This is a genomic window from Bacillus thuringiensis (assembly GCF_001455345.1).
In the GTDB taxonomy this organism is placed as follows: domain Bacteria; phylum Bacillota; class Bacilli; order Bacillales; family Bacillaceae_G; genus Bacillus_A; species Bacillus_A thuringiensis_N.
This window is the reverse complement of the sequence record NZ_CP013274.1, coordinates 3,166,752-3,189,181: the sequence shown is the minus strand read 5'-3', so window position 1 is coordinate 3,189,181 and position 22,430 is coordinate 3,166,752. Positions and strand designations below refer to the sequence as shown.

Genomic DNA, 22,430 nt, shown 5'->3' with positions numbered 1-22,430 from the left:
GTTATTGACTAGTTTTTTGTTTATAAATCCGGATTAGTATAAATTTTCCTCGAACAGAGTTAATTGAACAACTTAAAACTACATTGAATACATGTAAACAAAGTGACAACCATTGATTTAACAATGATTGTCACTTTGGAGTTAAGATAATCGAAAAAAAACCACGCTAAGAAAAAAATAAAATAAGCCATCCATTTGGACAGCTCATTTACATAATTCTCGAAAACGGAAGTTAAAAGTATTGGTTTGAAACAAAGATATAAAGTTTCAATTCCTTTTTATTTCGCTCTTTATGTGATATATTTATAGCATAAAGAGCGAAATATATCACAAAGGAGAATTTATATGAAAAATAAACTAGCTTACTTAGGATTTATTGGATTTCTAGGGTTTTTAGGTCCTCTTTCATTTTTAGGTGAAACTTCATTTACATATTACTTTTTCGCTTTCTTTTCTTTCTTTTTATATGCAAAAGTTATACCAGATGAACTTTTTATTCTACATGTTCGCATTGCTGCCACAAAAGCATTTTTCGTATCATTAGTATCAGGTGTTTTATTAATCTTAAGTATTGTTATTTTTGCAGATATACATGTAATTCGATTATTCGTTGCACTTGCAGTTGGAATACCATTAGTTACTTTTGTAATTAATTTAGAAATATTTGAACGTAGAGAAAAGAAAGGGATGCAGGATGACGTTGATTACTCGGATGAAAGAATATAGGGTAAAGTTAAATATGTCCCAAGGAGATTTAGCTAATAAGGTTGGAGTTAGAAGAGAAACAATTGGTAATCTCGAAAACGGAAAATATAACCCTTCATTAAAATTGGCTTACGATATTGCAAAAGTTTTAAAAGCACCGATTGAAGTGTTATTTTGGTTTGAAGACTAGTTTAATTCTAGTATAAGTGAATACAAGAGAAAAAATGATGAATGTTCTATTCATGCTCGGTTAACATAATGCATCATTATCAGTAGTCAATACTGCATAGAATTTTTGTTATGGAGAGGTTTTATTACTTCGAGATAGGCTAATATATGTTCACCTGTGTTTTTAAGAAATAGCCTATTCTTGGTCCATTGGAGAAGTAATATTATCTTTATATGTGTCAACATAAATGTTTCCATTTGCTGCAAGTACAGCATACGTAACATCTTTGTAGCTAAGGTTACGTTTTTTTAGCGCACATTGTAATTCTAACTCCGTCTGATTGTTTTGCCTTAGGTTTTCTGTCATAATTTCTCCATCCATAATTAGCTCGATGGGGAGTTTACACTCTTTTTTTGTTGGTATATTTAAATCTTGTTTTGTAACAGTACGATATTCAGGTTTTTTCAAAACAGATATTTTACCATTTGTTTCAACTACGACATAAAGAACTTCTTCAATATTAAAAATACCATTCTCTCTTAATTGTTGGTTTAAATAATCTAGAGAATAGCGCATTTTCCGCATATTATTTTCTAAAATTTTTCCGTTTTCCATAATGACTGTTGGATTTCCAGCAAATACCTTTCTGCCTATCCGACTTTTCATGGATATATAGCTAACCATTAAAATGACAAATACTAAAATAAGAAAAGCTATAACTGCATGATGAGTTTTTACATTTAAATTAAATGCTAAATTTGCAATAATACTTCCAATAGAGATAGCACCAATAAAATCAAAGGTATTCATTTCAGCGATAATCTGCTTTCCTAATATTTTAGCTCCGATAAATAAAATCGAGAAAGATAACAGTGTTCTCAAAATAATCTCTATATGTTCAGACATAAGTAGCTCCTCCTCTTAAAATTGCGTGTTCGTATTATAACGATTTCTATAAGGATAGTATGTATCATTGTAAAAGAATTTATTAGGTTCAATAGCATTAAATAGTTCGTGTAGATGAATTAATCTCGGTTCTGTTGTCAAGTTTCTCAAGAAATAAAAAGAGACATGAATGTAAGAGGAAATATAATGATGTTGAATGTTTTGATACAGAGTATATTTTTTGAAATCGAATAAAATATGAATTATCAAAAAGAGTTTGGATTCCCTTAAAGAGTAATAACTGGATAAATATGAACTGATTTGAATTACTGGGATATGTTTTCTACCTACAAGATCCTGTATCACTCTTACCTGTCCAGAAAATCATAACTTTTTTAAATGATGATTTCTTTGAGGAAAAACAATCATGTGTCGACAAGTATTAATATTTTAAGAACATCCTAAAAATATATTTTTTGTATTTTTAAATTAAATGAGAAGTGAATATGATATGTATTGTTTTCTTATTATCTAAATAAGAGTTACTTAAATTACTTATATAAAAGCTAATGGACGAGTATTAATACTTATATAGTAACTTTTATCTGATAAGAAAGGGGTATAAGATTTATGAACAACCTTAATTTTCTTTGTGAACAATTTGCTAAAATTCTTAATGGAAAAAGCAACATAAATCAGGGTGTTTGTTCTGTCTCCTTGCGTCGTAATATTAAAGTGCTGGTTCAAGGACGACCAAGCACCTCAGTGATACCGGTTGGGATATCTTTTGAATCGTTAGATCAAAATGGCAATGCGTTGAACTTTGGAGAAATCGCTATTTTACAAGAAGAAGTTCCTTTATTTATGCAATCAATTGTTCAACAAGGGATTATTGTTAGCGCCTTACATAATCATTGGTTATATATGAAACCATTGATTATGTATATTCATATCCAATCTATTGAACCACCATTGAGTTTTGCAAAAAAATTGGCAAATTCTTTTTCGGTTTTAAGTAGTTATCCAATTACTGATAACGGGAGCTAATGTTAAGTAGATCCTATTTATTGATTTTCTATATCGAGAATCATGAGAATTAAAAAAGCACTCCAGTTAAGCAATCTGGAAAGCATTTTCATAAATTTCTAGATACATTGAATTGCGACTTATTGTATTTTTTGCTTGGCGTGAGGGGCTCCGAAATGCTGGGGGTAGCCCCTCACCACATAGTTATCAAACTAAAATTTTTTAGTAACCCAAAAACGAATTTTTGTGCTAGCTTGTAACAAAATTGCTTATTTTTTGGTTTTGGGGTAATCCTGAATTCTTAAGTTGATGGGCATGTGTATAGTGGCTCATAACAATTTTTCATATAATACCGCAAGAATATTTGTTTAAAGATTATGAAGATCCTATTTTAGTAGCATGGAACTGGTCTTTTTTACCCTTGGATTTGTTAATCTCTTTAACGGGACTTTTAAGTTTGTATATGTATTCTAAACAAATACATATTTGGAGCCACTTTGCGTTTTTATCATTAATTTTAACTTTTTGCTCAGGGTTACAAGCTCTAGCATTTTGGACAATCCGTTTAGATTTTGATATGTCTTGGTGGATCCCTAATTTTTTACCCATGCTTCTTTTTAAAAAGTGTTTGGAGAGAGTGTGGATCGTATAAGATTAACGCGAGAAAAGAATTCATGTAATATAGATAAAATTTTAAGCACATTCGAATTTTAGATTCTACAACATTTCAGCTTCTAGATCAGTTTTTTTTCGCTAACTATACAGCAAAAGTCAAAATGAAGATAGCCGATGATTCCTACGTTAAGGAAGCATCGGCTTGTATGATGTATATTGATTGAGTTTACGTTTCTGGAATAATTGTAATAGCGATGGTCTGAACCGGAGCCTCAATTTCTTCGTCTTTACTTTGGCTATTGTAGTATTTAATCATTAATTCGTTAAGTTCGCTTTGAAATTTTCCAAAGTGTTCTTCATCTAGCTTTAATTCCACTACAGAAAAAGTAGCCTTATCTTCTTGACTGTTTTGTTCCTCTAATTTCTTAAGATAGCTTTGATATTGTGTCATAAGTGATAACTGGTAGTAGGAAATGTAGTTTAACTTTTCATCATCAGATAAGCCTTTCCATTCACTTCCTTCAATTTTTGCATCTTCTTCATTGATTGCGTAATATTTTTCAGAAACAGATTTCACCTTTTTTTCTTTAATTACATGGACGATACCAGAATCAACCATAGTTTGTAGCTGTCTATATAATGTTGCTTGTGGTACATTTTTAATGATTTTTACCATTTCTAATGGTGTTAGCCCATTTTCCTTATTTCTCATTAACACTTGGCAAATTTTCATTCTTACTGGATGCATTAAAATTTCAACTTTATTACTCATTCGCTCACCTTATTTATTATGTATTTTTATTCTCATTATAAATAATGAGAATAATGTTTGCAATTCATTCGTTTATGTTTTATCATTATCAATAATGAGAATAAACTTAGGGAGGAATGACAATAATGCAACTACATTATGGATTGAATGATCTTAAAGACATTGATATTATGGCTTTTCTACCCACTATATTACCAGTTATTGCAGTGGGGGTACTTTTAGTTTTCATTGCATTCATTGATTTATACCGACATAGAAAAACAAGAAAAAATGTACTTGTATGGACGTTCATTATTCTTTTCGTTAATATATTGGGCCCTATTTTCTACTTTGTTATAGGGAGAAAGGAAAGTGAGAAATTATGAAACTAGAGATTAAAAATGTAACAAAATCATTTAAAGGAAAAATTGCTGTCAATAATTTCTCGATGGAACTGCAAGCGGGGGAATGCGTCGGATTAATTGGGCCAAATGGAGCAGGGAAATCTACATTAATAAAAGTAATTTCGGATATTATTCATCCAACTGTTGGTGAAGTTTTATTGAATGGGATAAAAATATCAAAAATGAAAAGAGAAATTGGTTATTTACCTCAATATCCTAATTTTTTTTATTGGATGACAGCGAGAGAAACGCTTACGTTTATGGGCCAACTTTCCGGATTGAAAAAAGAAGAATTGTCAAAGTTGATTCCAAAGATTTTGGAGAAAGTTGGACTAAGGAACGAAGAAAACGCAAAGGTTAGTACATTTTCTGGTGGAATGAAACAACGACTAGGTATTGCACAAGCATTATTGCATAAACCTTCGCTGATTGTCATGGATGAACCGGTATCCGCATTAGATCCGATTGGCCGGCGGGAAGTATTGAATTTGATTGAAGAAATAAAAAAAGATACAACGATTTTATTATCAACCCACATATTAAGCGATGCAGAAGAAATCTGTGAACGATTTGTCATTATAAAAGATGGAACAAAAATAGAAGACACAACGATTACGGAACTTTTACACCGTAATAGTGAAAATAAATTGATTATTGAAATAACAACTAAAGATCAAAAGTGGATTGAAGTTGTAAAAAAATTACCGTATGTGAAGGACGTAGAAGTGGTTGGGCTTAAAATCAAAGTGAAGGTTCAAAGTATCGAAATAAACAAAAATATGTTACTGCAAAATGCACTCGAACATAAAGTGGACATCGTTAAATTTGAAATGAGCAACGATACTTTAGAAGAAATTTTCTTGAAATTGGTGGTGCAAAAATGAATAACTCAATTGTATTGATAAAAAAAGAATGTGTTCAAATGTTACGTGATTTTAAGATTATTTGGCTACCAATTGTTTTTATATTTTTAGGCGCAACACAACCGATAGTAACTCATTATTTACCATCAATTTTAGAAGCGTTAGGTGGAGGACAGGGAATTACTATTGATCCGAATATAGCAGCGCAACAAGGGAGTGAAGTATTAGCGAGTACTTTGGGATCTCAGTTTGATCAGCTTGGACTTATGATTCTAGTGATTTCTATGATGGGTACTATTCAAACAGATAAAGCAAATGGTATGTTGGCTTTTATTTTAACAAGACCCGTTACTGTTACTTCATATGTAGGTGGGAAAATAGTGTCAAACTATTTAATGGTAGCTTGTAGTGTAACAATTGGATACGTAACTTCTTATCTATATGTAAATTTTCTTTTTACTGCCGTTCCATTTGCACACCTAATTACTGGATTACTATTTTATCTAATTTGGATTCTTTTTATCGTATCTTTCACAACAATGATAAGTGCTATTTTTCACAGTCAAGGTATGATTGCATTAATTTCAATTGTTTTCCTGTTAGCCTGTAGAGTAATCGTCGGTTTGAATCCAATAATGGATCTGCTTAATCCAGCCAGTATGAGTAAGTATGCAATGGAAACGTTAGTTACGGGGGGAGTAAATTCAAACGCAATAATTACTGGATTACTAACTATAGTGTGGATTTTATTGACACTCTTCGTAACGTATTATTGGATTGCTAATAAAAAGTTTCATTATGAATAAACGTGATGAGGGTAGTGGGTTTAAATAAAACACTCCAACAATAAAAAGCTTCCACTACTGTGGAAGCTTCTCTAACTGAAAGGGTTGGAAGTACTACGAGAACAGTGGTGCCTTATGAATAAGGGACAATAAAAAAACTTCTGGATGCAAGAGGATTTTTTTATTGGGAATAGTAAGGATGAGGGGAGGTGCATTACATATGGGAAAAGGTAGAAGTAATAATGCTGGTAAAAAGCAACCAAATTTCGATGATTCATCTAATTTCGCTAAACAAAGTCAACCGACAGAAAAGAAGAAGAAATAAAAAAAGGAGCTCTCTTTATCAAGAGAGCTCCTTTTTTAGATATATTGATGTTTCAACACAACAGATAGAGTGTTCAATTAAATAGTCATAACTGTGCAAGGTTTAAACTCCTGATCTCACTACTGTGGAAGCTTCTCTAAATGATGTGCAATATCAACATACATATTTGAGTATGTTGAATGTATGTCATTGCTTGGCGTAGCGTTAGAAGAAAAATGGACGATAACCATGTTTGCTTTCGGATCGATGTAAAGTGTTTGTCCGTAACTACCTAACACTTCAAAAGCACCTTGTTCATTGTGCGGAATCCACCATTGATTATGATAAGAAATGGAAGCTCCAGGGCCAACTGCAAGTTCGCCTTCTTGAACATTTTTTATATCTTCAGTAATAGAAGAAGGGAGAATTTGTTTTCCGTTATATTCCCCGTTATTTAATAATAATTGTCCGAATCTCGCCATATCTCTAGCAGTTGCATTTAAGCCAGCACTAGCTTGTTCAACTTTTGTTTCATCTGTTACGTAATACCCGTTTTCTTCCATACCAATTTGAGACCAAATGCGCTCACTAACGTTTTCAGCTAATGATTTACCAGTGATCGTTCGAATAACCCAAGCGAGTGTTTCCGCTGATCCGTTATCGTAAGAAAAATCGGAACCAGGCGGTGCAGTTTCTTCTGCTTCTCGTAACATATCATAAATTTTCATCGGACCGTCGTAATTTTTACCTCGGGGTAAAATATTGCTCGCTAAATATAGTTGTGCATCTTGATTTTCTAAAGCTGGATGTTCATATCCGTGAGTCGGGTACTCTGCAGACACTTGCATGTCCATTAATTGCTGAAGCGAGGCATTACCGAACGGTGTATTTTTTAATTCTTTTATATATGTGTCAGCTGTTTTTTCTAAGTCAATACGGTTTTCTTCAGCGAGAGATTGTATAATTGCCCCGGTAAATACTTTTGCTAACGATGCCATACCATGAGGTTCACTTTCTTTATATCCATTGAAATATCGTTCATATACAAGTTGTCCATTATGTACAACGACGAAAGCATCCGTTTTGTTATCATCTAAAAGTTTTTTTAGAGGAGTTGTATTTCCAAATCTACGTTCCACAGCAAAATCGTCTAAGTTTTGCAATGCAGTAGGGAAGTGGGAAATTTGATTAGGGTTATTATTTACCTCGTTAATTAAAGTGAATTCTTTCATATGCGTGTACGACCAGCGTAAGTACGGATCATCTAGCCAATTTTTTTTCGTCACGTTATTTTTCGATGGGATTGTTTTATTGTGCTTGAAGTATGTAAAACCGAGCCCTGTAATTACAAATAGGAATGTGATTATGAGTAAGAGTAGGGGAGATTTTTTAAGTTTCATATCGGTCCCTCCTTTTTATTTCTATTATAAGTATACGCTTCAATTAAAAGAAATACAAAATAAGGAAAGTAAACGGATAAGTTTACTTTCCTTATTTACGTTAAGCGGATATTTGTCCGTCTGTACGCTGTTTCTTGAATTTTTGTTTTCGTCCGTGTAATCCATAGTATAAAAGTAAAGTGAAGGCAACGATAATAGCTGCGATAAAATACATATTATGATAACTTGATTTCGCTGCGACGATACCTAAAATGAAAGAACCAAAGCCAATACCACTATCAAAGAATGAGAAGTACGTAGCTGTCGCAGAACCACGTCGATGGTTTGGAGCGGCAGAAATTGCAATCGTTTGGAAGCTAGGAATTAATGTTCCGTAGCCTAAACCGATTAACATACCTGCACCAAGGAACCAAAATGAAGTTTGTGCTTGGCTTAAAATGAACATCCCAATTGTGAAAATAATGATAGCTGGGTAAACAAGTACATTTTCACCGAAGCGATCAAAAATTTTACCTGTAAATGGACGAGAAATTACAACAACAAGTGCGTATAAAATAAAGAAGTAACTTGCAATGTCAGCTAAACCGAGCTCTTTTGCATAAATAGGAATAAAGGATAAAATGCCACTATAAGAAAAGGCTAAAACAAATCCTGTAAGAGCGATCGGAATAGAAGATGGTTCAAGTAAGTCTTTCCATTTCATTTTTTCTTGTTTGTGTTTCTTTACTGGTGCTTCATGCGGAATATTGACAAGTAGTCCTAATAAAAATGCAAGCAATGAAAATACGGAACAAACGATAAATAATACTGTAAATGAAAAATGAGAAATAATTGTTAAACCTAAAAAAGGACCAATTACCATCGGCAGACTCATAAATACGCCGAAATAGGCAAGTGCTTCGCCGCGTCTATGAGCTGGCGCAACATCTGTGACAATCGTACCCGTTGCAGTTGTTGCCATACCGAACCCAATACCATGTAAGAAGCGAAGGGCAAGTAATAAAAATAAACTTTGCGCACCGAAATACATAACAGTGGCGGCTAAAAATAATGAAAGTGAAATAAATAATATTTTCTTTCTTCCTAAATCATCGAGCCATTTTCCTGTAAATGGTCGACATAAAACAGATGAAATAAGAAAAACAGTTGCAACTAAACCAATTTCCTCAGGTTTTCCTTTTAGGCCGTCTATTACATAGACAGGTAAAGTAGTCATAAGCATATAAAATGTTAAGAAGAGAAATAGACTACTAAAACAAGTTCCGAGGAAATCCTTCGTCCAAAGTTTCTCACTTTGCATCGTCATCCCTCCAATTTAATCTAAATTTTTAATGATTTGTTGTAACACTTGAAATGCTTGATGTAAATCATCTTCGTTAATACCTTCTAGCGTCTTTTCTTCGAAAGTATCAACTTCTTCTTGCCATACCGGAATCATTTTTATCGCTGTTTCTGATAACGAAATGAGCTTCTCACGGCGATCTTTTCCTTCTGTACGAATAATCCAGCCCATCGTTTCCATACGTGTTAACGTACGGGTCATCGTTGGTGATTCAACATTTAAATACTGACATAATTCTGTTTGCGTACAAGAACCAGTTTGATTGATACGGAAAATAACAGCCCACTGCGCACTAAATAACCCAGTTGGAGATACGCGTTCATTAAATTTCTTCGTAAACTTGCGAGAAGTCTGGCTGACAATGTGAAAAAAATGTTGTTTTTCGTCCATATAGTTAGATCCTTTCAAATTAGTTACCTAGCTAACTATATACTTTTTTATTTTAATTGTCTAGTAATAGACATGTTGATTTATGTAAAAAATTCGTATAGCTTTTTTGTTGAGAACATACATTCTGCGTGTTATTCTTTAAGTAAGTAAAGAATTTTCTTTCTATTAAAAAGAATGGGGGAACTTGTGATGATTAAGCCTGCAACAATGGAGTTTGTTTCACTATCGAACGGAGAAACGATTGCGTATCAGGAAGTTGGAAGGCAAAATACAGAAATTCTTGTGCTCATTCACGGGAACATGACATCGTCACAACATTGGGATTTAGTTATTGAAAAGCTGCAAGATCAATACCATATTTACGCTCTTGATTTAAGAGGATTTGGTCAATCAACATATAATCAATCGATAGATTCATTACAAGACTTTGCAAGAGATGTAAAACTATTTATCGATCAATTAAAATTAGAGAAATTTTCATTAATGGGCTGGTCAATGGGCGGTGGTGTTGCGATGCAATTTACAGCGAATCATCCAACGTTTGTCGAAAAGTTAATTTTAGTAGAATCAGTAGGAATGAAGGGCTATCCAATCTTTAAAAAAGATATTAACGGGCAACCGATCGTAACGAGTCTATTAAAAACGAAAGAAGAAATCGCGCAAGATCCAGTACAAATTGCACCAGTGCTAGATGCGATAAAAAATATGAATAAACTATATTACCGCACAGTATGGAATTTATTAATATATACACATAATCAACCTGAACCGGATCGTTATGAAAAGTATTTAGATGATATGTTAACGCAACGTAATTTCGTAGATGTGAATTATGCGCTCATTACATTTAATATTTCGGATGAACATAACGGGGTTGTAGAGGGAAATAAACAAATTCATCATATTAAAGCTCCAACACTCGTCATACAAGGTGACAGAGATTACGTCGTACCGCAAGTAGTCGGTGAGGAATTAGCAAAACATTTGCCAAATGCAGAGTTGAAGATATTAGAAGATTGCGGTCATTCACCGTTTATTGATTGTTTAGATGTATTTATAAAGCATGTAGAGCATTGGTTAGAACAGAAATAATCCCCGAAATGAAAGGTATTGCATATACTATAACATTGTAGGTAAAAGGGGAGATTATCCATGCATCATCCGCTCTTAATTGCGCATTCGCCATATAATCATCATGTATATACAAAAATGATGATAGCTCCGCTGTATATGCAAGTTTCACCAGCTGTAGTTCCGCTACAAATACAACAGCCACCAATTGTTCATTCGCATCATTATTTATATGAAACTGCTTTTTATAAACATCCGTATTTCAAGCAATTCCATAACAATGTGAAAGCACAAGTTTGGGAAGGTTAAGAAGCTGAAATGTTCATTCTTTTAGCTTCTTTTTTATTGATAATATTCGTACACGCATCTAAAGAAACAGTTTATAATGAAAGGTGGAAAGCGTGAGAAGGAGAGGGAAATGGATGTCAATGCGTTTTACTTTTTGGATTATGGTTGGGATTGTAGCAATCTCGGGTTTGTCACAAGGTATGCTCTTACCAGCCATTGCAATGATTTTTGAACAAGAAGGGGTTAGTTCAAGTATTAATGGTATTCATGCGACGGCACTATACATTGGGATATTAGTTATTTCACCGTTTCTTGAAAAACCGATGCAAAAGTTCGGAATGAAGCCGATAATTGTTATTGGTGGGTTTCTCGTTATTATTTCATTATTCTTTTTTACACAAACTTTTTCATTCTGGGTATGGTTTATCCTTAGATTTCTAGTTGGAGTCGGAGATCATATGCTGCATGTCGGAACACAAACATGGATTACGACAACATCAGACCCGAGTAAAATAGGGAGACAAGTATCGATATACGGTGTATTCTTCGGAATTGGTTTTGCCGTCGGTCCGTATTTAGCAAGCACTGTGCAGTATGGTCTTGCAACGCCATTTATTATATCTACTATACTGTGCCTAATAGGTTGGCTCCTATTACTGCCAACGAAAAATGCATTCCCAGCGCAAGATGAAAGAGAAGTGAAGAGTGAATCATCATTTTCTCGTTATAAACAAGTTGTTGGATTAGGATGGATTGCGTTACTTGGGCCACTTGCATATGGCGTACTCGAAGCAATGTTAAATAGTAACTTACCAGTATACGCGCTTCGTAAAGGATGGTCTGTTTCAGAAGTATCCTTCTTATTACCAGCATTTGCAGTTGGGGGCATTATTACACAAATTCCGCTCGGTATATTAAGTGACAAATACGGAAGGGACCGTATTTTAACGTGGACGTTCAGCATAAGTACGGGCATTTTTCTACTTGCAGCCGTATTTGATCAATATTACTGGATTGTCTTTGCCTGCATGCTATTAGCGGGTATGGTCATTGGATCGTGCTTCTCATTAGGTCTTGGATTTATGACAGATTTATTACCGAGACACTTATTGCCAGCAGGTAATATATTATCTGGAATTGCCTTTAGTTTAGGAAGTATACTGGGACCTGTATTAGGAGGCGTATTTATAGAAAAAATACAGTATACAAGCTTTTTCATTGCGGTTATGATTATAATAGGAATTCTCGCAATGGTATATATGATCTACATGAAGAATCAATTCGCATCAAGAAAAATAGAAAGTAGGTTAGGGCATGACAAAACAACCTAATAAGAAAAAATTTGAAGTACTCGAAAACGAAACAATTACAGACTGCTTAGCACGTATGGAACAAGAAGGCTATGCACCGTCTCGTCGCATGGAAGAGCCAATCTTTCATGAAGTGAAGAAAAACGGCAAAACAGAAGTTGAACCGTGCGGTAGAAAAATTGTTTTTGAGGGGAAATTAAAGTAATAAGTTATTTAAAAAGAATTTGCTTTCAGGTACAAGTAAGATAAAATATATAGTCACATAAAAAAACGCTATTGATTCCAATATCAATAGCGTTTTTGTTTTTAATACATATATAGATCAAAATGAATTTCTGCTTGAATGAAACTAGCAAAGTTAATAATCTCTTTTTGTAAATACATTGCGGGTGATTCGTTATTCTCCACTTGAATCACTACCATAAAAAGAAACTGTAAATCATACTTTTTCTTGAGATGTTTTAATTGTTCTGTTTTTCCTTCAAGAGATTTTAGAATAACATGCAACTGAGCATTTATATCATATGATTCTTGATAGCCAGTGCTTAAAGTCCAATCCGTCGCTTTTCTATATAGATCTTTTGTGGATACAAGATTCGGATTATCACGTCTTACAACAACATCTCCTTTTTTATAAGTTTGTGTCGGCTCGATACTTAAGGCCTCGGTAATTGCTTCAACAGGGAATATATCACCCGTTGCACTAAAATAAGCCATAACTTTGGTTTTATCCAGAACGGTTCCTCCTCTAGTATTAAGATGTTACTTTTATTACATTATAAAAATTTATGAATGTGTTTGCTAGAATGTAAATGTGTTTTTTTATTGAATTTTGGCGTTGGTATACTAGATATATACCTTTGTAGGAAAGAACAATGATACAAAAGTAGGATGATTTAAAATGTATTTATTTGTATTATAAAAACAAAATATATTTATGAAAAACCGGAATGTAGGGGAGGGAGGAATATATATCATGATACAAAGCATATTTGAAACTCATTTACATGTAAGAAATTTAGAAAAGGCGATAGATTTCTATCAAAATAAATTAGGTTTAACATTAGCAAAGAAACTATTAAAAAGACGAGTTGCGTTCTTCTGGGTAGGAGAAAATAAAAAACAAATGCTTGGATTATGGGAAGTACATAGTAATGAAGATTTTGAGACGAAACACTTCGCTTTTCGTGTAGATTTAGAGTCTTTAAAGACTTCTAAATCGTGGTTAGAGAATCGTGGAATAGAGGTGGTAGGGAGTCAGGGGAAAGGAAATGAAGAGCCAATTGTCCAAAGATGGATGCCAGCTGCAAGTGTATATTTTCTAGATTGTGATGGAAATAAATTAGAGTTTATTTCTATGTTATACGATGATCCAGATGAATTAGAATATGCAACGTATTTAAGTGAATGGAATGCAGAGCACTAAGAAAAATAAAGTTTAATCAGTAGGAGTTTCATAGCTTTGTATGATGTAAAATAGCTAGAAACAAAATAAAACCCTTCTAGAATAAGGGTATCCTTGAAGGGTTTTTTCTATATTTTATATTGCTTGTAACATATTAATGATGTTCAATTTTAGATATTTCGGCGCGTTGAATATAACCATCAGAGAAGCTAAAATAAAGAGAATAGCTTCCTCGATTATATATAAAGCCTTCACTAGTCATATCCTCTCCGATTCCATCTGGTTCACCAAACCACTCTTTTAATTCGTTGATAGAGATATCCATTTTCACCCATATATATCTAGCGTCTGAAGGATACATATCAATATTATAATCTCCGTATACCGCTGTATTAGGTGCGTCACATTCTGTACATGGTGCTTTTTTCAAAACATCAGGCACTCCATATTCTTTTTTTACATCAGATAGATCTTTACCCAATGAATTTAATTTAAATGGACCAAACGTCCCATTCTCTAAAGCAGTTGTTAACATTTGTTTCAGTTCTTCTTTTGAATTGATGTTGAAATTATGATCTCTGTTTTTTGCTATTGCATTATAGAAAAATTGTGCATACTGCTCACGCTTCACAAATGTGTTTCCGTTAAAATTACCTGCCTCGTCACCTTGTGCTATACGGTTACTACGCAGTGTATTTACAGCTTCATAAGCCCAATGACCTTTTGGTACGTCTTTAAATTTTCCTTGTTCTTTTGATTCTAAATGAAATGCTTTTTGTAATATGACTGCCATCTCATATCGAGTTAATACATCATCTGGACGGAATGTACCTGTTCCATCACCTGTCATAATTCCAGCTTGCGCAATGGCTTTAATATCTTTTTCAAACATATGATTTGCAATATCACTAAACATATTTCCTTGTTTATCGTCTGCGATTAACTCTAAATGTCGATTGACTAAAGAAGCTACCTGTCCTCTAGTGATGTTGTCCCCAAAACCAAATTTGCCATTTCCATATCCCTTATAAATCCCTGCTGCCGCTAAGTAATCAATAGCATCTTTTGACCAGTGGTCCTTTGGTACATCTGTAAATACAGTGTTCGTATTGGTAGTTACCTTATAGCTATTCGTAGTTGTTTGTGCATTTACTGTACCTACCATCGTTGTAGTTGCTAGTGCTGCGGTGATTACGAATCCAAAAAATTTTTTAGCTTTGCTTGTTTTCTTGCCCATTTGCGAAAGCCTCCCCAGTTTCATATAACTTTATTAAATATACTCATTACACATATGCATGTAATACAACTAAATGCATGCATCGTAATTATAACATGTAAATTATAATTATTTGTCATTTATTTCCGTAATATGGATAAATTTTTGATAATATAACTGAAAATGTAATATTTGGGTAATGGATATTCAGTAAAACATTCTGCTTTCCAATCTGTAATAGAAAACAGAACGTATATTTGGTATAATCGAAATATGCTATATGAAACGATGTACATGAGTTTGACATTTATGTATTAAGGTACGTACTACATAATAATAACTACGCTATAGAATTCAGTTCATGTTATACAAATCAATCGTTAGAAAGGAAAATAAGTAATGAATCAAATTTCATTTGAAGATTTATTTGAAGAAGAAAACAAACCAGAAAAGGTGGAGGTAGCTGATATACCAGTACCTTTATCGCCATTACAAAAAGATATATTGGAATTAGTGGATTTTGAAGAAATAAGTGCGCTTGAGCTATGTGAACAATTAATACGATCTGGCAAAATATCAGATGAAAGATTCACAACGAATAAGCCGAAAGCATATGGACAAGTATGCTTAGTATTAGAAGATTTTGTTAAAGAAGGAAAGCTTATTTTTGTCAAAAGCGATGAGAAAAGAGATAGAGTTTATAAATTAAATGAAGAAGTTTCTAACATATAAGTTGTCCAGAGGTAAATGAATGTTTTCTAAGAAGAGAGTTCAGTATTTAAAGAAAAGGTGGTATCAATCAGGAAAGATTGATACCACCTTTTTCTTTTTTAACATCTTACATACTTACGTTTGAAACCAAGTCTGCCTCTATCAAGTTCTTTCTGAATACTCCCTGCAGCATTTAGCAAACTGCTTTTTTTATTATCGCGTTTTACTTCAACTATACCAACTTCTTTTGCAATCTCGACTGCCTTTTCGTGTAGTGGCACATATGAAATTGCTACAGTGTTTAGAAAATTATTCATAGCGGATTTTGTTCGTACTGGTGAATCATGGATCGTATTTTTTACCATTTCAAGCATAGTGGAAATTTTGATTTCAGAAAACTCATTGTCTTTGCGATTTCCTAAAAGCCAGCAGTAGCAACTCCAGCCCGCTGACATTCGTAGCTCGTCTCCACTTGCAATCCATTTATCAGCAACATCTTGTGCAATATTTGATTCTGATAAAGTGACTGCCACCACATAATCAGACAACATATAAAAATATGCTCCGTCTATCCAGCGATCAAAATCAGACTCACTCATAGCTTTTGGATCCGCAATAATACCTGCAAAGTACATAGCATCGTAGTTGCCTGTCGCATAAAGCTCTTCAGCTAACTCTTGGTTTACTTTTATTTTTTTAGCAATTGGTTTCATAGCACCTGTAGCTACGCCGAAAACTGGCTCGTGCGCACCGTTAGATATGTATATTTTTTTCGTTCGTTCTTTGCCTAGAGCTTCAAGTTCTTGCATCACTGTTTTAAAATCCATAGCTGTGCACTTCCTTTCTTAATGTAAAGACCATTTTAATTGCGAACAACTAGCCTATATTTTTTATCATGTTTTCCATACTTTCTAATTTTAAATCTTATGTGAGTAGGATGTCTACTTTCTATAATTTGTCGATAGTGCAGGTAGGTTTTGAAAGTTTAGCTATTTATAATTGTAAGGGTATTATATGAAAGTAAAAGGGAAGGGAATACTGAGGTTTAGCTTTTTACATAGATTTTTAGGATGAAAATAATATTTTACCTTTGACTCTTTCTCGGTATTATCATGTTATTATTTGGTAAGGGGATAAATGGAATATAAAGTTAAACATGTGAGGTTGGTTATAAATGATAAAGAAAATTACTAGAGTAGTATTAACTGCAGTTATGCCAATTAGTATGATTGTGGGGTGTGGAAATACTGAAAAAACTGAAGCAAAAGAACCGAAAGCAATACAATCGGAGAAAAAGGACTATACGGATTACTCATATGGAAGCAAAGGTATAGTAGTAAGCGGAAAAGCGAAAGAACGTCAACAGTACGAGGTTGGATATATGGATGATAACAAGTTAATTGGGATTGACGAAAATATTGAGGATTGTATTGTTTTAGATAATAAGGATGAAGCAGGTCTCGTTTGGAAACAAATAGAGCGTGGATCGATTATTGAAGTGCAATATGGTAAGGATCGCAATGATATAGTAGGCGTACAATTAGTAGGAGATCGTGAGCCATACGAAATTAGTGATAAGTTTGATCGAAATACAATAAATGAGATTGTCGAAAACGTTAAAGGGAATTTGTAATAAAAGCTAAAATGAAAAAATATTTAAGTTTACTATTAATAAAGTCGATTCCTTATTGAGATAAGAAATCGACTTTATTAATTATCTTTTTTGTAAGTTATCTTTCCAAAAATTATAGCTATTATCAATAACTTCTTTTAATTTGAAATAGTTTTCCCAAGTATCTTGCACATGGTAGAGAGTTTCTTTATCTATAAAAACGTCTGAGTAATCAATTATATACTTCCATTCCTCATCATTATTAAAGTAATACATGGCGAATTGGTTGCCCTCATCATTTAACATGTCGTCTGCCAAAACGCCATCCCAATTCATATAAATTTCTGTGCCAGTCATTTGTCTAAGTTTAAACTGGTTAATTTCGTCTTGAGACTCTTCTTCAAATTCTTCACTACATAAATGATGTTCAATTATCCATCCTAAAAACATACCAGTATGTACAAAAGCTTGATCGATTGGTAAGTCCTCAGGAAAATTACCTTCATAATGGTACTTCGCTTTATCATAAACCATCGTATGTAACAATCAGTTCATCCCCTTTAACGTATTATCTCATAAATTCGTACTATTTGTTTTAATATTTTAACTATTTTTCAAGCCATTAGAATTATTCGAGTTTGAATATATCATTGAGATTGTGAAGGTTATTTACTTAAACTGACGGGCAATAATGATCAATTAAAAAGAAAGGTAAAGTTAGCGAAAAGAACAAGGGTGGAAGAACGTATGGATTCATTCATTGTAATCCATTATAAGGTTTTACGTGGCGTGTTATTTGAGAAGCAAGAATGATTTCATCAAAAAAATCCATTGGAATTCCAATGGATTTATACATTACAATTTTATCGAGACCTCATTCAACATCATAACAAATTATAAATAAACAGTCTATATTTTGGGTTGGATTTTTTATATAGTTTGGTTGACAGCAAAACTATATAAAAGGGGTGTTATTCATTGGGAAACACTTGTCACCTTAATCAATCTGATTTACAGGAGTATATGCAAAAGGTATTTGGTACCAGTTATTTGGTTTCTAATGTAACGAAAATGCATGGCGGTGCACAAAAGGTAGTCTATAAGATTGACTGCAGCAATGGATTTTCCAGCGTTCTGTATGTGTGGGATCTTACCATGAATTATTTTCAAGAAGAAATAGCAAACGGAGATATACATGAACAATCCTATAGTAGTAATTTATTTGAATTAAATAACAAGTATTTAATTCAACAGGGAATTCAAACCCCCATTCTATATGATCTGAATAAGGAAAGAAACCGTTATCCTTATGATTATGCTCTCGTTGAATATGTAAATGGACAAAAGGCAGAAGTTTATTTTCAAAATTCCGATTCATATGTAAAAGATAAAGTGTTTCAGCGGTTAGGAGATATGCTGACAAGCATGCATGCCAATGAGAGAAATACTCATGGGAAAGTGAATCAAAGTGGAATCAACACGAAAAAATGTCATCACTTGCAAATGAAGCATGCAAAAAAAGATTTAGATTATGCATCCCAACATATTGACAGCATCAAGGCAAGTCATAGCAAGCTACTCGATACATTGTACGAGCTTGAATCAAAAATTGAGCCAAGAAATCGATATGGATTTATACATGGGGAACTAGGCCCTGATCATGTATTAATTAATGACAAACTAGAACCTTATTTGATTGATATCGAAGGAGCAAAGTTCTTTGATATTGAGCATGAGCACAGTTTTTTACAGTTTCGATTTGGGGATTATTATCGATATTTAAAGAATGATACTCTTGATCCCAACAGGATGTTATTTTATCGGTTACATCATCATATATCCTTAACTTCAGGCGGCTTGAGATTGCTTCACAGAGGGTTTCCGAATCAACAGTTTGCAAAAGATCTAACCGATTACCATTCTCATTGTACACTGCGTTTTAATGAAGGGTGATGTCTTTAGGTTAAATATTATTTTTCCTTATAACGACAAAACTACCATGATAGTAGTTATGAAAAATTATAAAGATCCTTCTTGTTGAAGAAAATCAGTAAAAGGTATCCTCATCTATTTTTGAGAAGTAGTGGAGTGTAAGGTGGATAAGTGCTTTTGACGGCAATTGCAATTGGTTTTAAAATAATGTCTGTTAAGGAATTTTATAGAAACTATTATTCACCTGCTGGGGAAAGTATTTATAAAAGGGTGGAATAAACATAGTTTTATACATACATAGTAGATTTATAGTCTTTCACGAATGAGAAAATAAAGGGAGGTTAGGATACTTACACGAACTGTGTAGGTATTTCATACAGCAATGAATATTAAAAAACGAGTAATCGCCATATCAACAAGTCTAGTGATTTTAGGGAGTGCACCTTTATCAATATCAGCAGAAGAGATAAATAAATCTCATACTGACCAGCTTAGTATTGCACAAGGGGAACATGGAACGAACGGATTAAGCTATTCTAATTTCAATCTAGAAACTCCTGATCACATGCAAATTAACGAAGCGGAAGTATCAGAGAATGAGAAAATACTTCTAGAAGAATATAAGCATAAACATGATGAAACAGAAGAACTAAATAAAATGAAGGAAGCTAAAAAAGGTCAAGTAGCAGAAGATGAAGCTATTTCAAACATTGAAAAGGCATTTGAACATGTAGACGGTCGAAATGATGGCTCTACTCGTGAAATGAAGCCGGTTGAAAAGCCAAGAGCTATTCAGTATAGTGCATCGATGACTACAAAGAAATATGGAACACTTGCAGGTACTCCATTTGTAGAGTGGATTGTTCCAGCAGGAAATCCTGATATTCGCCCTGCTAATCCGATGAAAGCACGCTACATTACAATTCACGAGACTGCAAACACAGCCCGTGGTGCGAATGCTGAAAATCATGCGAAATATTTGTATAAACAAGCAACGGAAGGTACGTTCCGAACAGCTTCTTGGCATTTTACAGTGGATGATAAACAAATTTATCAGCACTTACCAACAAATGAAAATGGATGGCATGCAGGAGATGGCGATGGCTCAGGAAATAGAGAGTCTATCGGTATCGAAATTTCAGTTAACCAAGATGGAGATTACAATAAAGCGTTAGAGAATGCAAAGAGACTTGCAGGTTATTTAATGAACAAAGAAGGAATTAGCGCGGACCACATTTATAGGCATCAACAATGGAGTGGAAAAAACTGTCCTAATATTTTAATTTCTCGTGGGAATTGGACTGGCTTCGTACAAGGTATTCAATGGTATGCAAATGTTAACGCACAAATTGATTCGCCTTTACAAGAAAGAAATGAGCTATTTGATTCAAATGAATATAATCCAGCTGAACCTAATATGGAGCTTGTAGTGAATGGTGATGGTATAAACGTACGTAGTGGTGCAGGACTTGAACATCATATCGTTCGTAAAGCTTCAAACGGAGATCGTTACAAGGTGTTAGCAGTTAAAAACGGTTGGTATAAAGTAGGTAACGATGAGTGGATTTTCTATAACCCAAGTTGGATTAAGATAAACTACAATGTGCCAAATAAAGAAGTGCAAAAACCAAAAGATGATATTACAGGTGGATGGTTTGAAGGGCATATTCGTAAGCTGAACAGCCTAGGAATTATGCACGGTGAAGGAAATGGTGTATTTGCGCCTTATCGTAATGTAACGAGAGCTGAGTTTGCGACATTAATCTCAAATGCTCTAAAGTTACCAGAAGGAAATAAGTCATTTGTAGATATGAACAAAGCGCATCCATCCCTCCATAGCGGTATTAAACGTAGTGCAAGTGCAGGAATTATTAACGGTCGTGGCGGCGGGATTTTTGATCCTAACGCATCTATCACACGCGAAGAAGCATCGATCATGATTGATAACGCATTACAGTATAAAGGTGTTACAGGTGAATTAGTCGCATTACCATTTACAGATCAACATTTAATTACATACAAACAGCATGTTCAACGATTATATAGTTTAAAGGTAGTTACTGGTGTTGGAAATAATGAGTTTAATCCTAAAGGGACAACAACTCGTGGTGAAGCAGCTGCCTTTTTAGTGAAGATGTTAAACTCTATGCAGAAATAAAGGAATTGTAAGTAGTAGTTTATATTGGTACAAGGAAAAGTAATAAGGATTTTAAAGGAGCTATTCAAAATGAGAATTTGGAACAGCTCCTTTTTATTTTAGCCCCTATGAAGCCCCTTCCAAGCCCCTCATAAGAACCTACCAAGTAATAAATCACTAAGAAAAAACAAAAACAAAAACAACTACAAGAACAAAAAAACACGAAAAAATAAAACCGTCGTTGTAGTAGTTAAAAAAAATTGGAATTCAAATGCAAAAAACCAAGCCCTCATTCCTATATGTATATTGAAGGATTGAAATCTGCCTTTTTATGAATATAAGGAGGAGGTAAACATATGGCGGTGTACCGTAATGTGCAGGTGAATTTTTGGCAAGATGAATTCATATTAGATTTAACGCCAGAGGAGCGTTATTTTTATATATATTTGTTAACGGGTACGAAAACGAAGCAATGTGGAATTTACGTATTACCGAAGCGTGTGGCAGAACTTGAAACAGGCTACAATATGGAGACTGTTGAGAAGTTATTAAATAGGTTTGTTGAATACGGAAAGATTCTATACGATGCGGAAACGAAAGAGTTATACATACTAAATTGGTTACACTATAACCCTATTGTAAATACGAATGTAGAAAAATGTGTGTTACGTGAGTTAAAGACTGTAAAAAATAAAGAGTTCGTACATATGTTTTTACGTAAATGTCTTGAAGAAGAATGGAAGATTCCGTTGTTATTGCAGCATTTTGGTATGCCAGAAGAAGAGGATAATAGTAGTTTAGAAGTAGTTGTTGAAGAAGAAGAGATAGAAGAGGATACTCCGCATGGTGAAGTTTATAAATTTTACGAGCAACATATAAGTAGTCTATCTCCATATATTGTGAAGGAATTGAAGGGGTGGATACGAAAAGTTTCAGGAAATACCGTACTAGAGGCACTTAAAATTGCGTTTGAACAGAATAAGCGAACGCTTGCTTATGTGAAGGGGATTTTGAGGAATTGGTGTAAGAAAGAACGGGGGGATTTAAGGGAAGGAAAGGAAGGAGTATTCAGTTTACATGATCCATAGCATGAGCAAGGAAGGATTTTT

Annotated in this window: 25 protein-coding genes and 1 pseudogene; 17 read left to right on the top strand and 9 right to left on the bottom strand. The window is 33.7% G+C overall.

All coding sequences use genetic code 11. The annotated features are described in order from the left end of the window. The first annotated feature begins 345 nt into the window (after positions 1 to 345). Both ATN06_RS16560 and ATN06_RS16555 read left to right on the top strand, forming a co-directional pair. Positions 346 to 726, top strand: coding sequence for a DUF3796 domain-containing protein (locus ATN06_RS16560; RefSeq protein WP_000791543.1), 381 nt, complete (start codon positions 346 to 348; stop codon positions 724 to 726). After that, positions 695 to 895 (top strand): helix-turn-helix transcriptional regulator, encoded by a 201-nt coding sequence (locus ATN06_RS16555; protein ID WP_000172689.1) that lies wholly within the window; start codon positions 695 to 697, stop codon positions 893 to 895. The genes ATN06_RS16560 and ATN06_RS16555 overlap by 32 nt, the downstream gene beginning before the upstream one ends. Before the next feature lie 174 nt (positions 896 to 1,069). On the opposite strand, the gene ATN06_RS16550 is transcribed toward ATN06_RS16555, so the two are convergent. Further along, positions 1,070 to 1,780, bottom strand: a complete 711-nt coding sequence (locus tag ATN06_RS16550) for a DUF421 domain-containing protein (RefSeq protein WP_060631555.1) — start codon at positions 1,778 to 1,780, stop codon at positions 1,070 to 1,072. Between the two features lie 609 nt (positions 1,781 to 2,389). Here ATN06_RS16550 and ATN06_RS16545 point away from each other — a divergent pair. Together ATN06_RS16545 and ATN06_RS16540 are read left to right on the top strand one after the other, a co-directional pair. Then, positions 2,390 to 2,806 (top strand): DUF1259 domain-containing protein, encoded by a 417-nt coding sequence (locus ATN06_RS16545; RefSeq protein WP_060631554.1) that lies wholly within the window; start codon positions 2,390 to 2,392, stop codon positions 2,804 to 2,806. A gap of 325 nt (positions 2,807 to 3,131) precedes the next feature. Then, positions 3,132 to 3,465, top strand: a pseudogene (locus tag ATN06_RS16540) (DUF5360 family protein). A 161-nt stretch (positions 3,466 to 3,626) separates the two neighbouring features. Here the strand turns inward: ATN06_RS16540 and ATN06_RS16535 are convergent. After that, on the bottom strand, positions 3,627 to 4,172 hold the full coding sequence (locus tag ATN06_RS16535; protein ID WP_060631553.1) for a transcriptional regulator: 546 nt from the start codon (positions 4,170 to 4,172) through the stop codon (positions 3,627 to 3,629). 125 nt (positions 4,173 to 4,297) lie between these two features. Here ATN06_RS16535 and ATN06_RS16530 point away from each other — a divergent pair, with 125 nt between their 5' ends. The 3 genes from ATN06_RS16530 to ATN06_RS16520 are packed head-to-tail and all read left to right on the top strand — an operon-like array spanning position 4,298 to position 6,224. Further along, a complete protein-coding gene (locus ATN06_RS16530; RefSeq protein ID WP_060631552.1) occupies positions 4,298 to 4,537 on the top strand; it encodes a PLD nuclease N-terminal domain-containing protein in 240 nt (79 codons plus the stop codon). Then, positions 4,534 to 5,439, top strand: a complete 906-nt coding sequence (locus ATN06_RS16525) for an ABC transporter ATP-binding protein (protein WP_060631551.1) — start codon at positions 4,534 to 4,536, stop codon at positions 5,437 to 5,439. The genes ATN06_RS16530 and ATN06_RS16525 overlap by 4 nt, the downstream gene beginning before the upstream one ends. Further along, positions 5,436 to 6,224: an ABC transporter permease subunit gene (locus ATN06_RS16520; RefSeq protein ID WP_060631550.1), complete on the top strand. Its 789-nt coding sequence runs from the start codon at positions 5,436 to 5,438 to the stop codon at positions 6,222 to 6,224. Before ATN06_RS16525 ends, ATN06_RS16520 begins: the two co-directional genes overlap by 4 nt. 423 nt (positions 6,225 to 6,647) lie before the next feature. Here the strand turns inward: ATN06_RS16520 and ATN06_RS16510 are convergent, their stop codons facing one another. The 3 genes from ATN06_RS16510 to ATN06_RS16500 all read right to left on the bottom strand — a co-directional run bounded on the left by ATN06_RS16510 (position 6,648) and on the right by ATN06_RS16500 (position 9,639). After that, entirely contained in the window at positions 6,648 to 7,907 is a 1,260-nt protein-coding gene (locus ATN06_RS16510) for a serine hydrolase domain-containing protein (RefSeq protein WP_060631549.1), read from the bottom strand. Between the two features lie 100 nt (positions 7,908 to 8,007). After that, complete coding sequence (locus ATN06_RS16505) at positions 8,008 to 9,207, bottom strand: MFS transporter (protein WP_060631548.1); 1,200 nt, start codon at positions 9,205 to 9,207, stop codon at positions 8,008 to 8,010. 15 nt (positions 9,208 to 9,222) lie between these two features. Continuing rightward, on the bottom strand, positions 9,223 to 9,639 hold the full coding sequence (locus ATN06_RS16500; protein ID WP_000343680.1) for a MarR family winged helix-turn-helix transcriptional regulator: 417 nt from the start codon (positions 9,637 to 9,639) through the stop codon (positions 9,223 to 9,225). A 174-nt stretch (positions 9,640 to 9,813) separates the two neighbouring features. Here ATN06_RS16500 and ATN06_RS16495 point away from each other — a divergent pair, with 174 nt between their 5' ends. The 4 genes from ATN06_RS16495 (at position 9,814) to ATN06_RS16480 (ending at position 12,513) form a co-directional block, all read left to right on the top strand. Then, complete coding sequence (locus ATN06_RS16495) at positions 9,814 to 10,731, top strand: intracellular short-chain-length polyhydroxyalkanoate depolymerase (RefSeq protein WP_140350440.1); 918 nt, start codon at positions 9,814 to 9,816, stop codon at positions 10,729 to 10,731. Between the two features lie 60 nt (positions 10,732 to 10,791). Further along, the gene (locus tag ATN06_RS16490; protein WP_060631546.1) at positions 10,792 to 11,019 is read left to right on the top strand and encodes a hypothetical protein; all 228 of its coding nucleotides are present in this window, start codon (positions 10,792 to 10,794) and stop codon (positions 11,017 to 11,019) included. A 113-nt stretch (positions 11,020 to 11,132) separates the two neighbouring features. Beyond that, a complete protein-coding gene (locus tag ATN06_RS16485) occupies positions 11,133 to 12,329 on the top strand; it encodes an MFS transporter (protein WP_060631545.1) in 1,197 nt (398 codons plus the stop codon). Further along, complete coding sequence (locus ATN06_RS16480; protein WP_000166305.1) at positions 12,313 to 12,513, top strand: NETI motif-containing protein; 201 nt, start codon at positions 12,313 to 12,315, stop codon at positions 12,511 to 12,513. Before ATN06_RS16485 ends, ATN06_RS16480 begins: the two co-directional genes overlap by 17 nt. A 101-nt stretch (positions 12,514 to 12,614) precedes the next feature. Here the strand turns inward: ATN06_RS16480 and ATN06_RS16475 are convergent, their stop codons facing one another. After that, a complete protein-coding gene (locus tag ATN06_RS16475; protein WP_060631544.1) occupies positions 12,615 to 13,025 on the bottom strand; it encodes a DUF4279 domain-containing protein in 411 nt (136 codons plus the stop codon). A 259-nt stretch (positions 13,026 to 13,284) separates the two neighbouring features. Between ATN06_RS16475 and ATN06_RS16470 the strand changes: the two genes are divergently transcribed. Beyond that, a complete protein-coding gene (locus tag ATN06_RS16470; protein WP_060631543.1) occupies positions 13,285 to 13,734 on the top strand; it encodes a VOC family protein in 450 nt (149 codons plus the stop codon). A 133-nt stretch (positions 13,735 to 13,867) separates the two neighbouring features. On the opposite strand, the gene ATN06_RS16465 is transcribed toward ATN06_RS16470, so the two are convergent. Further along, on the bottom strand, positions 13,868 to 14,950 hold the full coding sequence (locus ATN06_RS16465) for an S-layer homology domain-containing protein (RefSeq protein WP_060631542.1): 1,083 nt from the start codon (positions 14,948 to 14,950) through the stop codon (positions 13,868 to 13,870). A gap of 378 nt (positions 14,951 to 15,328) precedes the next feature. On the opposite strand from ATN06_RS16465, the gene ATN06_RS16460 reads away from it, so the two are divergent. Further along, complete coding sequence (locus ATN06_RS16460) at positions 15,329 to 15,661, top strand: DUF3895 domain-containing protein (RefSeq protein ID WP_060631541.1); 333 nt, start codon at positions 15,329 to 15,331, stop codon at positions 15,659 to 15,661. A 98-nt stretch (positions 15,662 to 15,759) separates the two neighbouring features. Here ATN06_RS16460 and ATN06_RS16455 read toward each other — a convergent pair whose 3' ends face one another. Continuing rightward, positions 15,760 to 16,467, bottom strand: a complete 708-nt coding sequence (locus ATN06_RS16455) for a DNA alkylation repair protein (protein ID WP_060631540.1) — start codon at positions 16,465 to 16,467, stop codon at positions 15,760 to 15,762. A gap of 347 nt (positions 16,468 to 16,814) precedes the next feature. Here ATN06_RS16455 and ATN06_RS16450 point away from each other — a divergent pair, with 347 nt between their 5' ends. Next, complete coding sequence (locus ATN06_RS16450; protein ID WP_060631539.1) at positions 16,815 to 17,273, top strand: hypothetical protein; 459 nt, start codon at positions 16,815 to 16,817, stop codon at positions 17,271 to 17,273. An 81-nt stretch (positions 17,274 to 17,354) separates the two neighbouring features. Here ATN06_RS16450 and ATN06_RS16445 read toward each other — a convergent pair whose 3' ends face one another. Further along, the gene (locus ATN06_RS16445; protein ID WP_060631538.1) at positions 17,355 to 17,798 is read right to left on the bottom strand and encodes a DUF7832 domain-containing protein; all 444 of its coding nucleotides are present in this window, start codon (positions 17,796 to 17,798) and stop codon (positions 17,355 to 17,357) included. A gap of 477 nt (positions 17,799 to 18,275) precedes the next feature. Here ATN06_RS16445 and ATN06_RS16440 point away from each other — a divergent pair, with 477 nt between their 5' ends. The 3 genes from ATN06_RS16440 to ATN06_RS16430 all read left to right on the top strand — a co-directional run bounded on the left by ATN06_RS16440 (position 18,276) and on the right by ATN06_RS16430 (position 22,409). Continuing rightward, complete coding sequence (locus ATN06_RS16440) at positions 18,276 to 19,205, top strand: phosphotransferase (protein ID WP_060633155.1); 930 nt, start codon at positions 18,276 to 18,278, stop codon at positions 19,203 to 19,205. Positions 19,206 to 19,566: 361 nt separating this feature from the next. Beyond that, positions 19,567 to 21,342: an S-layer homology domain-containing protein gene (locus ATN06_RS16435; RefSeq protein ID WP_060631537.1), complete on the top strand. Its 1,776-nt coding sequence runs from the start codon at positions 19,567 to 19,569 to the stop codon at positions 21,340 to 21,342. A 335-nt stretch (positions 21,343 to 21,677) separates the two neighbouring features. Continuing rightward, positions 21,678 to 22,409, top strand: coding sequence for a DnaD domain-containing protein (locus ATN06_RS16430; RefSeq protein ID WP_060631536.1), 732 nt, complete (start codon positions 21,678 to 21,680; stop codon positions 22,407 to 22,409). The last annotated feature ends 21 nt before the right edge of the window (positions 22,410 to 22,430 follow it).

Coding starts and splice junctions, on each gene's coding strand:
- ATN06_RS16560 (WP_000791543.1), top strand. CDS start 346: ATGAAAAATAAACTAGCTTACTTAGGATTTATTGGATTTCTAGGGTTT.
- ATN06_RS16555 (WP_000172689.1), top strand. CDS start 695: ATGACGTTGATTACTCGGATGAAAGAATATAGGGTAAAGTTAAATATG.
- ATN06_RS16550 (WP_060631555.1), bottom strand. CDS start 1,780: ATGTCTGAACATATAGAGATTATTTTGAGAACACTGTTATCTTTCTCG.
- ATN06_RS16545 (WP_060631554.1), top strand. CDS start 2,390: ATGAACAACCTTAATTTTCTTTGTGAACAATTTGCTAAAATTCTTAAT.
- ATN06_RS16535 (WP_060631553.1), bottom strand. CDS start 4,172: ATGAGTAATAAAGTTGAAATTTTAATGCATCCAGTAAGAATGAAAATT.
- ATN06_RS16530 (WP_060631552.1), top strand. CDS start 4,298: ATGCAACTACATTATGGATTGAATGATCTTAAAGACATTGATATTATG.
- ATN06_RS16525 (WP_060631551.1), top strand. CDS start 4,534: ATGAAACTAGAGATTAAAAATGTAACAAAATCATTTAAAGGAAAAATT.
- ATN06_RS16520 (WP_060631550.1), top strand. CDS start 5,436: ATGAATAACTCAATTGTATTGATAAAAAAAGAATGTGTTCAAATGTTA.
- ATN06_RS16510 (WP_060631549.1), bottom strand. CDS start 7,907: ATGAAACTTAAAAAATCTCCCCTACTCTTACTCATAATCACATTCCTA.
- ATN06_RS16505 (WP_060631548.1), bottom strand. CDS start 9,207: ATGCAAAGTGAGAAACTTTGGACGAAGGATTTCCTCGGAACTTGTTTT.
- ATN06_RS16500 (WP_000343680.1), bottom strand. CDS start 9,639: ATGGACGAAAAACAACATTTTTTTCACATTGTCAGCCAGACTTCTCGC.
- ATN06_RS16495 (WP_140350440.1), top strand. CDS start 9,814: ATGGGGGAACTTGTGATGATTAAGCCTGCAACAATGGAGTTTGTTTCA.
- ATN06_RS16490 (WP_060631546.1), top strand. CDS start 10,792: ATGCATCATCCGCTCTTAATTGCGCATTCGCCATATAATCATCATGTA.
- ATN06_RS16485 (WP_060631545.1), top strand. CDS start 11,133: ATGTCAATGCGTTTTACTTTTTGGATTATGGTTGGGATTGTAGCAATC.
- ATN06_RS16480 (WP_000166305.1), top strand. CDS start 12,313: ATGACAAAACAACCTAATAAGAAAAAATTTGAAGTACTCGAAAACGAA.
- ATN06_RS16475 (WP_060631544.1), bottom strand. CDS start 13,025: ATGGCTTATTTTAGTGCAACGGGTGATATATTCCCTGTTGAAGCAATT.
- ATN06_RS16470 (WP_060631543.1), top strand. CDS start 13,285: ATGATACAAAGCATATTTGAAACTCATTTACATGTAAGAAATTTAGAA.
- ATN06_RS16465 (WP_060631542.1), bottom strand. CDS start 14,950: ATGGGCAAGAAAACAAGCAAAGCTAAAAAATTTTTTGGATTCGTAATC.
- ATN06_RS16460 (WP_060631541.1), top strand. CDS start 15,329: ATGAATCAAATTTCATTTGAAGATTTATTTGAAGAAGAAAACAAACCA.
- ATN06_RS16455 (WP_060631540.1), bottom strand. CDS start 16,467: ATGGATTTTAAAACAGTGATGCAAGAACTTGAAGCTCTAGGCAAAGAA.
- ATN06_RS16450 (WP_060631539.1), top strand. CDS start 16,815: ATGATAAAGAAAATTACTAGAGTAGTATTAACTGCAGTTATGCCAATT.
- ATN06_RS16440 (WP_060633155.1), top strand. CDS start 18,276: ATGCAAAAGGTATTTGGTACCAGTTATTTGGTTTCTAATGTAACGAAA.
- ATN06_RS16435 (WP_060631537.1), top strand. CDS start 19,567: ATGAATATTAAAAAACGAGTAATCGCCATATCAACAAGTCTAGTGATT.
- ATN06_RS16430 (WP_060631536.1), top strand. CDS start 21,678: ATGGCGGTGTACCGTAATGTGCAGGTGAATTTTTGGCAAGATGAATTC.